We start from the raw sequence: 2,567 nt of genomic DNA on the forward strand, positions 1-2,567 counted from the left end.
GAGCAATCTCACAAAGCTAAGATCAACGCGTAAACACCTGGATAAAAGTATATTATAAGTGAGGCATATGTCTGTTTTATTCCTTTAACTGCTGGAATTGGGGATTAAGACTAAAGTCCTTGAATGCATGGCTTACGGTAGACCAGCAATAACTACAGTGAAAGGTATTGAGGGGATAATTAATTACCAACGACTTGACGGAGTTTACGTCGTGTCATACGTTAGTAATATTGACGCTTACGTGAACGTTTTAACCCAAATACGGCTTAAAAGGGGTTACGAAAATTTGAAGGAATACGTAAAAGAGAATTACTCAATCACATCATCATGTAGGAACTTATTACGTACAATACAAGTGTAAAATTAAAGAACTAATTGCAAACCAATTATCAGTACTTATTGCCTATAAAACTCATTTCCTAAATTTGTCCGCTCCATTATAGGTGAGAAAATACACCCTCAGGTTTTTTTAATCATAATCGATGTATCAGTCCTCTACTTACTTGCCCAGTTCGCTTAAGTTTTAACGTAATAAAAGTAGATTCAAAGATCAGCTCTTAAAATTTTTGCCTACTCTACGAGAAACTGGAACAGCTATGTTGCTATAGGCAAAGAGTGAACATATTTAACTAAGCCTTTCGATAATGCTAAACTAAAACAACGCAGATAAATAATGCTGATGACGCGAATTCTGTCTGAAAAATTGGTTATAGAATTTTTAACGGTCTTTATTCTTAATCGGTCGATGTTTTTCGTCTCCAAAGACTTATTAAAGCATACATAGACTAGTATGCTTGTGAATATCGTATTCTTCAATTTACCACACTTATCGTATAGTAGGGGAGGAGAAAAGTGGATTAAGGAAGTTGCTTCTTATTTATCGTCTAGTCATAAAATTACTGTTATTACAACAGACTATAGAAAACTTTATGATCTCAAAGACCTAGAATTTAACTATGTTACAATAAAATTTAAGAAAAGGACTTTTTTGTTAAATGATATTAGGCAAATAAAAGAATATTTAATGGATTCTGATTTAATTTATTCTTTTTATCATTGGGCTGGAACTCAACGTGAAATATTAAAACATTCTAACAGAGTTGTTTTTGGACATCATGGAATGATAAATAGTTTTCTTCAACGGATATATTATAGAATTTTAGAAAAAGATAAGAAAATAAAGAACGTATATCATCATTTTTTAACACAATATAGAGCTGATCTGTATAAAAGAAAAGGATTTAACAAAATTTTTGTTATACCAAATTTCATAGATCTTAAAAAGTATAGGCCGAAGACCGAAATTGCAGATAAATTTAGGATACTCTCTCCAGGTGTAGTTACTAAGGAAAAAGGTGTGGATATATTGTTCAAAGTTGCGAACGTCCTGAAAAGTTATAAAGATATCGAGTTCTATGTAGCTGGGCATAAATATCATCAGTTAAACTTCCCTGACAATGTTAAATACTTAGGTCTTCTTAAAGAAGACGATTATATAAAAGTAATCAGAAATGGAAATCTTCTGTTTTTGCCTACTAAGATCGAAGCTTTTTCTTTTAGTATATTGGAGAATTTAGCCATAGGAAACCCAGCGGTAGTTAGTAACTTACCAGATATTAAGAGTGCCTTCGGTGACACTGAGGTTACTTATTACGCTGAGTTGAATAATGTAAAAGACTACCTTAATGGTATTCTTAAATATTATAAAATATGGAAAAATAACCCGAAAAGATATGAAGAAATATGTAAAGAAGCGAGAATGATTGCCATGAATTTTGATTCTGAAATAATATTACCGAAGGTAGAGGAAATGTTTAAGATAGTTTATGACTCCAATTAGGTTAGAACTATTTAACTTCTTAAAATATGACAACTTTCAGGAACTGTTAATGATAGTTGGAATAAAGTAAGTGCGAGGTGCTTATAGTGTTATTAAAATAAGATTTAAGATTAGTTAGATGTTAAATATCTTGATGCAAGTAAACTGCAAGGAAGACATGGACAATCTTTATACTAGTAATGACATTAATGACATAATACGATTCTATTACTGTTTTGACGAAGTCGAAGAGTTGATCAAATGGTCCAGAACCAGGCCTTCCGCTGATATTAACGTCATTGAAATTGGGGGGAACTCAGATATCGTGTTCATAATACCTACTCCGGACGTTAAAGATAAATTAACATTAAGCTTATTGAATTCAATTAAAAATTTTCATACAATACTAGTCGAGAGCAAAGGCAAATACTTTAACTACGCTAGAAGTGTAAATAAAGGGGTTTCCATAGCCCTTAAATATAACCCTAAATGGATAATTGTATCTAATAACGATATAGTCATTGAAGATAATATTAGGAAATTGTATTCAGAACTCATAGAGATTGATAATAAAAAGGTTAGTGCATTAATAGGTGCAGGAGGACCCGAATTATTCACTCTGTGTAAATTCACCTTCTTATCAAATATATTGATTTTCACAAAATATAAAGAAAAATTGAATATTCTTAAAAAATTCTATTCTAAATTCTTTATTTATAATTATTCAAAATTCTTCAACATGTTATGT

General features: G+C 31.0%; 2 protein-coding genes and 1 pseudogene. All 3 read left to right on the forward strand.

Features of this window, described 5'->3' with window-relative positions; all coding sequences use genetic code 11:
• Positions 1-97 precede the first annotated feature (97 nt).
• Positions 98-361: a hypothetical protein gene (locus tag WIW89_RS00005; RefSeq protein ID WP_337719255.1), complete on the forward strand. Its 264-nt coding sequence runs from the start codon at positions 98-100 to the stop codon at positions 359-361.
• A 435-nt stretch (positions 362-796) separates the two neighbouring features.
• Complete coding sequence (locus tag WIW89_RS00010) at positions 797-1,840, forward strand: glycosyltransferase family 4 protein (protein ID WP_337719256.1); 1,044 nt, start codon at positions 797-799, stop codon at positions 1,838-1,840.
• Between the two features lie 133 nt (positions 1,841-1,973).
• Positions 1,974-2,567, forward strand: a pseudogene (locus tag WIW89_RS00015) (hypothetical protein); the annotation flags it as partial.

This window comes from Stygiolobus sp. CP850M (assembly GCF_037389425.1).
GTDB lineage: Archaea > Thermoproteota > Thermoprotei_A > Sulfolobales > Sulfolobaceae > Stygiolobus.